General features: G+C 40.8%; 8 protein-coding genes. 2 read left to right on the forward strand and 6 right to left on the reverse strand.

Going from position 1 to position 9,324, the window contains the following annotated elements:
* Window positions 1-1,440 (forward strand): aminotransferase class I/II-fold pyridoxal phosphate-dependent enzyme (locus ACFVSH_RS19110; protein ID WP_387707347.1); only part of this gene is annotated, 1,440 nt, incomplete at its 5' end.
* A 175-nt stretch (window positions 1,441-1,615) separates the two neighbouring features.
* On the opposite strand, the gene ACFVSH_RS19115 is transcribed toward ACFVSH_RS19110, so the two are convergent.
* On the reverse strand, window positions 1,616-1,741 hold the full coding sequence (locus ACFVSH_RS19115; protein WP_072272684.1) for a GapA-binding peptide SR1P: 126 nt from the start codon (window positions 1,739-1,741) through the stop codon (window positions 1,616-1,618).
* A 336-nt stretch (window positions 1,742-2,077) separates the two neighbouring features.
* Here ACFVSH_RS19115 and ACFVSH_RS19120 point away from each other — a divergent pair, with 336 nt between their 5' ends.
* Window positions 2,078-2,512, forward strand: a complete 435-nt coding sequence (locus ACFVSH_RS19120) for a DUF1885 family protein (RefSeq protein WP_098371132.1) — start codon at window positions 2,078-2,080, stop codon at window positions 2,510-2,512.
* Between the two features lie 26 nt (window positions 2,513-2,538).
* Here ACFVSH_RS19120 and ACFVSH_RS19125 read toward each other — a convergent pair whose 3' ends face one another.
* The 5 genes from ACFVSH_RS19125 to pdhA form a co-directional block, all read right to left on the reverse strand.
* On the reverse strand, window positions 2,539-3,366 hold the full coding sequence (locus ACFVSH_RS19125) for a polysaccharide deacetylase family protein (RefSeq protein WP_387707349.1): 828 nt from the start codon (window positions 3,364-3,366) through the stop codon (window positions 2,539-2,541).
* A gap of 577 nt (window positions 3,367-3,943) precedes the next feature.
* Window positions 3,944-5,356, reverse strand: a complete 1,413-nt coding sequence (gene lpdA / locus ACFVSH_RS19130; protein WP_387599636.1) for a dihydrolipoyl dehydrogenase — start codon at window positions 5,354-5,356, stop codon at window positions 3,944-3,946.
* A gap of 3 nt (window positions 5,357-5,359) precedes the next feature.
* Window positions 5,360-6,718 carry a dihydrolipoamide acetyltransferase family protein gene (locus tag ACFVSH_RS19135; protein ID WP_387707351.1) on the reverse strand — a complete coding sequence of 453 codons (1,359 nt, stop codon included), beginning with the start codon at window positions 6,716-6,718 and terminating at the stop codon, window positions 5,360-5,362.
* 119 nt (window positions 6,719-6,837) lie between these two features.
* Window positions 6,838-7,815 (reverse strand): alpha-ketoacid dehydrogenase subunit beta, encoded by a 978-nt coding sequence (locus ACFVSH_RS19140; RefSeq protein ID WP_076366780.1) that lies wholly within the window; start codon window positions 7,813-7,815, stop codon window positions 6,838-6,840.
* Window positions 7,816-7,818: 3 nt separating this feature from the next.
* Window positions 7,819-8,934: a pyruvate dehydrogenase (acetyl-transferring) E1 component subunit alpha gene (gene pdhA / locus ACFVSH_RS19145; protein ID WP_192203915.1), complete on the reverse strand. Its 1,116-nt coding sequence runs from the start codon at window positions 8,932-8,934 to the stop codon at window positions 7,819-7,821.
* Between the last annotated feature and the right edge of the window lie 390 nt (window positions 8,935-9,324).

The following is a 9,324-nucleotide window of genomic DNA, read 5'->3' on the forward strand; positions in this document are numbered from 1 at the left end:
CCCTTATACACTGCCTTATTGCAGCATGCAAAAAAAAATCCCGTTCAATTTCATATTCCAGGCCATAAAAAAGGGAAAGGAATGGACGCTGATTTCCGTAATTTCATTGGAGAAAATGCATTATCCATAGATTTAATCAATATCGCTCCACTCGATGATCTCCATCAGCCAAAGGGGATCATTAAACAAGCTCAGGATCTTGCCGCGGAAGCTTTTGGGGCGGATCACACATTCTTTTCCGTTCAAGGAACAAGTGGAGCGATCATGACAATGGTCATGACAGTCTGCGGACCTGGGGACAAAATCATCGTCCCAAGGAATGTACATAAATCCGTTATGTCTGCCATTGTATTTTCCGGAGCTGTTCCCATTTTCATCAATCCTGAAATAGACAAAGATTTGGGCATCTCACACGGAATCACCGTCGATGCCGTCGAGAAAACTTTAAAGGAACATAGCGATGCAAAAGGATTGCTTGTCATCAATCCAACCTATTTCGGCATTTCGGCCGATTTGCAAAAAATAGTGGAAGTTGCTCATTCCCGCCAAATCCCAGTACTGGTGGATGAAGCACATGGTGTCCATATACACTTCCATGAAGACTTGCCCATGTCAGCCATGCAAGCTGGAGCAGATATGGCTGCAACGAGTGTTCATAAACTGGGCGGTTCACTAACGGGAAGTTCCATATTAAATGTTAAGAACGGTTTGGTTTCCGCAAATCGTGTTCAAGCCATATTGAGCATGCTCACAACCACCTCAACCTCCTATATCCTACTGGCTTCCCTGGATACGGCCAGAAGACAACTTGCGACGGTAGGGAGGGAAATGATTGATGAAGCGATCAATCTCGCAGGGTATATCCGTGAGGCTGTTAATGAGATTCCTTATCTTTATTGTGTCGGCAGCGAAATTCTCGAGAGTGAGGCAGCCTTTAGTTATGACCCGACTAAATTAATCATATCCATCAAGGAATTGAATATTACCGGATACGACGTTGAGAAATGGCTTCGTGAAAAGCATAATATCGAAGTGGAACTTTCTGACTTGTACAATATCCTTTGCCTGATAACACCTGGAGACTCAAAAACAGAAGCGGATCTTCTGATTGCTGCCCTTAGAGACTTGGCGGATGAGTTTAAGGAAATGGCGGCTGAACATGAAAAAATCGAGGTCCTGCTTCCTGATACACCACCACTGGCTTTATCACCAAGGGAGGCATTTTATGCAGACACCGAAGTGGTTCCCATTGAGGAATCTGTCGGCAAAATTAGCGCTGAGTTCATCATGGTTTACCCGCCTGGAATTCCGATCTTCATACCAGGGGAATTGATTACTGAAGATAATATCAATTACATCCGGAAAAACATCGAGGCCGGCCTTCCTGTTCAAGGCCCTGAGGACCCAGAAATAAAATATTTACGCATCATTAAAAATTGATTGATTCCATCAAACCAGAGCAAAGTGCTGCTCTGGTTTTTTTGCCCCTTATTATTGAGCAAGCAACTCCCGATCAACTGAAGATTTCGCTTCATTAACTTCTATAAAAAGGGTGCCCCAGGTTACAATCCTGAAACACCCTTAAATTCTATTAATCTTATTATCCTTTTTCGATTTATTTTTCAGAGGCAGCTGTATCACAGCTTTGGCAGTTGTGATTGTGTGTATATAGTACACTTACTTTTTCATCTTCAAAATGTTCAATCGTGCTATTGCAAGTTTGACATACGATAGTTCCCATTTTTACAACCCCTTCCTCTATATTGTATGCATCAATAACGTAATGTAACCGCTTTATCTGAATTATAATATAACACATTTATTATTTCAAGTTAAAAAGTATAACATATATGCTTTTTTCCCATTTAATGAACACTCATGTTGGAATAAATTGACTCTAATCGTTCGTTAGAGTGATTCCTTTTTGGACCCTGGAGTTCATTTCATCGCACCCCTTACTTTTGCATAGCAAGGTGAAAAAGGAATTTCGCCTTTTAATTTACATATAGATATGTATATAATACATCCATAAAATGTTAATATATTCTTATATCCTATCGATCTAAGGGGGATCCACATGACTGAAAATGCCTATATCAAACTCGTTCCTGAGTCCGTGAAAGGGACTGTAACCATCGAAGACGTGAAAGAATTGCTGAACTATTATCAAATGATCACAGCGAAAACCGGAAAGCAACTGGATTGGGACTATGATAAGAAAGCATTTCCTTATGAAATGAAAGAACCAGAAAAGATGAAAGATAAGGCCATATACCTCCAATCCAAAGAAGATCGATATCACATGATATTAATAGGCGTTGACCAAGAAGTCGTTAAGGATGAAGATGGATCAGAGCGGATTCAATCCTATATCCAGTTCACCCTCCCTGAAACAGCAACTTTCGGTGATAAGGGGAAAGCTAATGAACTGTGCAAGTTCCTTGCAAAGAAATTACGGGCGCAGCTACATCTCTTCAATAAACGGGTGATGTATTATTATCCAAGGAAATAAAAAAACCTGCAGAAGCCGGAATTGCCTCATGCAGGCGTTTCAATTAACTTTGGATCAAGGATCTCATAACCTTCCTTTTGAAAACCTTTCACGATATCCTCGATGGCTTCACTCGTCCATTTCCGGTCATGCATCAGTAAGTTCGCACCATTTCCTAAATAAGGGCTGTTCAACATGATTTCCGTTAACGCTGTTTTATCCTGATATTCTTTTTCCCAGTCATATCCATATGTCCAATTCATGACCAACATTTTTTCTTTCTCAGCGACTTTTTTTGAATGCTCGGTATTCGATCCAAATGGCGCCCTAAAGTACTTCGGGCTTACCCCTGTAATGCCTTCTACCATATTGTTCAATTTTACGATTTCCCGCTCTTGTTCTTTTTCGGTCAACTGTTTTAAATTCACATGGGAATAAGTATGATTACCGATAGAAAAACCCATTTCATGAATTTCTTTTAGCATCGCCTTATTTTCATCATTTTCAAGAAAGTGACCGTTCACGAAAAAAATAGCAGGTACTTCAAGGCGCTTCAGGGTCTGGGCGATTTTCAGAGAATATTTATCAGGTGCATCATCAAATGTTAACAGTACAACTTTCGGATTTGAATCCCCAATTGGTTTAAATGACCAATTATTTTCGTCCACCTGATATTCTGCCTTTACATTTCCAGCGTCAATCGTTTTTGACGTTTCGTTTTCCGGGTCTTTCTCTTGCTGGCTTTCATCTTGGACCGTTGTTGTCGTTTCCACACTTTTTTGATTTTCATTTTCTGTTGGACCGGAACTCGGTCCATTACATGCCATCAATAAAAATGATACTAATGTAAATAATGCTACTCCTTTGTTAATCATGATTCCTCCGTGGTTTCTTGTGTCATAGCGGCTTGCTTAAATTTTAATAAAGGGGTACTAGCGTTTCCAAAAGGATTTGCAAAATACCGTAGCATAATAGACTTATCACGGTAACTAGCATTGTTCGCCTATTGGATTTTAAAATCATTTTGCCAATGTAAATGGCTAGATAGGAAAAGACCAGAAACATGAATACTTTGAAAACGAATCGATCGTTAACAGACAGCCATTCAACTAAGGTATACCCACTCCAAACGATTAGTTGAAAGAGGATTACCAGATAATTTTTCAAGTGATCCACCCCATTTTAATATGAATATATCAGCCATGATCTCTTTATTGGCAAAAAATATTCAATTAACATCGCTCATCTTATTTTTTATCCTTTATTACCTTTCTCAAAACCTTTCAAGGAGAAAAAGTAAGAAGTCCTTTTTATAGCTTATGCCCTTTTAGCCCTTTTCATTTAACTAGCGTGAAGAAAATGATGAATGGGGAGTCATCCTTCATATTCGGATATCTGCCAAACAAAAAAAAGCGTACTGCATGGGGCAGTACGCTTTTTTATAAAAATCGATTACTTGATGATGTGAATAGGAGTTCCAAGGGCAACTTCAGCAGCTTCCATTGTAATTTCCCCTAAAGTTGGATGTGCATGGATTGTCATTGCGATATCTTCGGCAGTCATTCCTGCTTCGATAGCCAGACCAAGTTCTGCAATCATATCAGAAGCGTTTGGTCCTGCAATTTGTGCTCCTATAACCAATCCGTCTTCTTTGCGAGTGATAAGCTTCACAAATCCGTCCGTATTATTTAAAGAAAGAGCACGTCCATTTGCAGCGAACGGGAATTTAGAAGCAAGCGCTTCGATTCCAGCTTCCTTCGCTTCTTTTTCATTATAACCGACAGAAGCAAGTTCCGGTTCAGAGAATACAACAGCCGGAATAGCAAGATAGTCGATTTCAGATGTATGTCCTGCAATGGCTTCAGCAGCAATTTTACCTTCATAAGAAGCTTTATGAGCCAACTGAGGTCCAGAAACGATATCACCGATTGCGTAAATGTTTTTCACGCTTGTACGGCATTGTTTATCCGTTTCAATCAAACCACGGTCAGTCATTTTGATTCCGACTTGCTCCAGGCCGATTTCTGCCGTATTTGGACGACGTCCAACTGTTACTAATACGTAATCGGCTTCAACTTTTTTCTCTTCGCCTTTTACTTCATAAGTAACGGTTACACCTGTTTCAGTTTCTTCCACACCTTTTGCATTTGCTTTAGTGACAATTTCAGCACCCTTGTTTTTAAGGTTACGCTTAACAAGTGCTGCCATTTGTTTTTCAAAGCCTGCAGAAAGGATTTCTTCAGTACCCTCAAGGATGGTCACTTTAGTGCCGAAGCTTGCGAATGCTCCGCCAAGCTCAGTACCAATGTAACCTCCGCCGATTACTACGATCGAACCTGGAACTTCTTCCAAAGCAAGAGCACCAGTGGAATTAAGTACACGTTTCGTATATTTAAATGACGGAATCTCGATTGGCGATGAACCAGTGGCGATGATTGCGTTTTTAAATGTATATGTTTGGGCTGAGTCTTCATTCATAACACGGATGCTGTTTTCATCAACGAAATAAGCTTCACCAGTTACAACATCAACGTTATTACCTTTTAATAGGCTGCTTACACCGCCTGTTAATTTTTTAACAACAGAACCTTTCCAAGCTTGTACTTTAGAAAAATCAACAGAAACTTTTTCTGCAAAGATACCCATATCTTCTGAATGCTGAGCATCATGGAAACGGTGTCCAGCCGAAATTAAAGCTTTTGATGGGATACAGCCTACATTCAAACAAACTCCGCCGATTGTTCCTTTTTCAACGACCGTTACTTTCTGCCCAAGCTGTGCTGCGCGAATTGCGGCAACATATCCCCCTGGGCCTGAACCGATCACTAAAGTATCTGTTTCGATTGGAAAATCTCCTACTACCATTGTTTACGCCTCCATTAACAATAATTCTGGGTCGTTCAATAACTTTTTGATATGATTCAATGCATGTTGAGCTGTAGCTCCATCAATCATGCGGTGATCAAAGCTCAGTGATAATGCCAGAACTGGAGCGGCGATAATTTCCCCGTCGCGTACAATTGCTTTTTCGGCAATGCGTCCAATCCCTAGAATGGCAACTTCTGGATGATTGATTACAGGTGTGAACCATTGACCGCCTGCGGAACCGATATTCGTAATGGAGCAAGAAGCACCTTTCATTTCGTTAGGAGCCAATTTGCCGTCACGGGCTTTCGTCGCTAATTCATTAATTTCTTGTGAAATAGCAAAAGTTGATTTACGATCTGCATCTTTTACAACCGGAACGAGCAGTCCTTTGTCTGTGTCTGCCGCAATTCCGATATTGTAATAGTGTTTATGGATAATCTCACTAGCCTCATCATCAAATGATGTGTTAAGCATAGGGAATTCACGCAATGCACTTGTTAACGCTTTAACAACATAAGGTAGGAATGTAAGCTTGATTCCTTTTTGTGCAGCAATTTCCTTGAATTTCTTACGGTGAGCAACCAATAGCGTCACATCGACTTCATCCATTAATGTAACATGGGGAGCTGTCTGTTTGGATTTCACCATGGCTTTGGCGATCGCTTTTCTCATGCCGCTCATTTTTTCGCGAGTTTCAGGATATTGCCCTTCTGGAATTGTAACTTTTTGTTTTTCGGTTGTTTCCGTATCATTTTGTTGTGAAGCTTCACTTTGAGCTTCAGGTTGCTGTGGAGCAGTTTTGCCGTTTTTGAAAGCATCTATGTCATCTTTCATGATGCGGCCATTATCTCCAGAACCAGAAATCTCACGAATATTTACCCCTTGTTCGCGCGCATATTTCCTAACAGAAGGCATGGCGATGATACGTCGTGAAGGATCTGCATCAACTTGTGGTTGTGCTCCCGCGCCCGTTACACCATTATTTTCTTGAACCGGAGCAGCCTCTTTCTTGACTTCCTGTCCAGCTTCAGCAGTTGCTTGAACCTGGGCCTCCGTATTCTTCTCACCTTCTGCCTTCGCTTCTTCTCCATGGTCCCCTTTAAACTGAAGATTTTCATAACCTGGAGCATCGAATGTTACAAGTACATCGCCAACAACGGCAACCGTTCCTTCTTGAACAAGGATTTCTTCCACGGTACCTTCCACCGGTGATGGGATTTCAACAACGGCCTTATCGTTCTGAACCTCGCAAAGCACGTCATCTTCTTGAATCTTATCTCCTGGTTTTACAAACCATTTCACTATTTCACCTTCGTGTATACCTTCTCCGATATCAGGGAGTCTAAATTGGAATGCCACTGAGTTCAACCTCCTATATTAAATCATACTTAGTGCTTTGAATAAAGTCCTTTATCTTGCATTAACGTTAATGCGATATTACTTTCCCAAGCAGGACATTCATTCCATTACTCAAGATGTTAAAACTTCAAGACTTTAGTCGCCGTTTCAATAATGTCTTTATAATTAGGGAGCCATACTGTTTCAGCTTGTGAAAACGGGAATACCGTATCAGCAGCCGCCACCCGCAGTACCGGAGCATCCAAGCTCAAAATGGCACGTTCGTTAATTTCCGCTACGACATTCGCTGCAATACCAGCTTGCTTTTGTGCTTCTTGAACAACGATAGCGCGTCCAGTTTTTTCTACAGAAGCAATGATCGTATCGATATCCAATGGAGAAACAGTCCGTAAGTCGACCACTTCGACGGAATGACCTTCCTTAGCCAATTCCTCAGCTGCCTTGATGGATTCCTGTACCATTGCACCATACGTAATAATGGATAAATCCGTTCCTTCTCTTTTAACATCGGCTTTTCCCAATGGAATTGTATACTCTTCTTCAGGCACTTCCTGACGGAAAGAGCGGTACAATTTCATGTGCTCAAGGAAAATGACAGGGTCATTATCACGAATAGCTGAAATCAATAAGCCTTTTGCATCGTAAGGAGTGGAAGGGATAACTACCTTTAACCCTGGTTGCTGGGCCATTAAACCTTCCAAGCTATCAGCGTGCATTTCCGGAGTATGCACTCCGCCTCCAAAAGGTGAGCGAATTGTAACCGGTGCACTGTAACGTCCGCCTGAACGGTAGCGCATACGAGCAAGCTGACCGCTTACGGAATCCATTACTTCATATACAAACCCGAAGAATTGAATTTCAGGAACAGGACGGAAACCTTGTAAAGAAAGACCGACCGCTAATCCACCGATTCCAGATTCAGCAAGAGGTGTATCGAATACACGATCTTCACCGAATTCTTTTTGAAGATTTTCCGTTGCACGGAAAACTCCTCCATTAACACCAACATCTTCCCCAAAAACGAGTACATTCTCGTCATTCTTAAGTTCTGTACGTAATGCTTCTGTAATTGCTTGAATCATCGTCAATTGAGCCATGGCTTACTTCGACTCCTTCTCTTTATAAATTTCATATTGTTCTTTTAAGTTATAAGGCATTTCTTCATACATGTTTTCAATAAGGTCTGTAACCTTTTGCTTAGGTTCTGCATCTGCCAATTTGATCGCTTCTTTAATATCGTCTTTTGCTTTTTCTATCGTTTCGTTCTCTAATTCTTCATTCCAAAGTTTTTTGTTTTCCAAGAACTTGCGGAAACGAACCAATGGATCTTTCAGTTCCCACTCGTTATCCATTTCGGAAGTACGGTAACGTGTCGGGTCATCCCCAGCCATCGTATGCGGACCATAACGGTAAGTTAATGTTTCAATCAATGTAGGGCCTTCACCATTAATTGCACGTTCACGCGCTTCTTTAACGGCTGTATAAACGGCCAACGCATCCATACCATCAACTTGGATGCCTGGGATACCTGCAGCCACACCCTTCTGGGCTAATGTTTTCGCTGCTGATTGCAAATCAACCGGAGTCGAGATTGCGAAACGGTTATTTTGCACGATGAAGATAGCCGGCGCTTTAAATGCACCTGCAAAGTTAATTCCCTCATAGAAGTCACCTTGTGAGGTTCCGCCGTCACCCGTATATGTGATGGCTACAGCTTTTTTTCCGCGTTTCTTCAACCCAAGAGCAACACCTGCAGCTTGAATATATTGAGCGCCGATAATGATTTGAGGGGAAATTACATTGACGTCTTCAGGAATTTGATTTCCCTTAAAATGTCCCCGGGAGAACAAGAATGCTTGCCAAAGCGGAAGGCCATGCCAAACGATTTGCGGAACATCACGGTAGCCAGGCAGAATGAAATCTTCTTTTTCCAAAGCATACTGGGAAGCGATTTGAGATGCTTCTTGACCGGCAGTCGGTGCATAGAAACCTAATCTGCCTTGGCGGTTCAGTGATATAGAACGTTGATCCAAGATTCGTGTATATACCATACGACGCATTAATTCTTGCAATTGTTCATCACTTAAATCAGGCATTGCCGCTTCATTAACGACTTCTCCCTCTTCATTTAAAATTTGAAAAGTTTCAAATTGTTCTTCTACTTTCTTAAGCTGATCCTGAACATTAATTTTAGCTTGTTTAGTTTTTTGAGCCATTTGGCACCTCATCCTTTCATTAAAAAGGTTTGCTATTATTATTCTATAAAGCAAAAATAGTTTGCTTTTTAGTTTCTTCAACCATTCATTCTTTTATTTTTCCCTTAAGACCAATCCCCAAACGTGGATATGCTTAATATGTCTCAATCTTATTCTGTACCATAAAAAAAATCAAGGAAAATGATACAAGAATTTTTATAGATTAAGTTTACAAGATGAATTAACATCAAGTCAATCACTTGGAGTTCCTTATAATTTCGATTTAATAGAATTTCCAATACTCATACTTCTTCTCTGTATTAGTTTTCACTTTACAACTGTACTATTAAATTTCCCCTATTTTTCAATTTAAGGATTGCGAAGGATAACATTTAAACCCCCCAGCATATC

Origin of the sequence: Peribacillus sp. NPDC058002 (assembly GCF_042886655.1) — a bacterium.
GTDB classification, from domain to species: Bacteria; Bacillota; Bacilli; order Bacillales; family DSM-1321; genus Peribacillus; species Peribacillus aracenensis.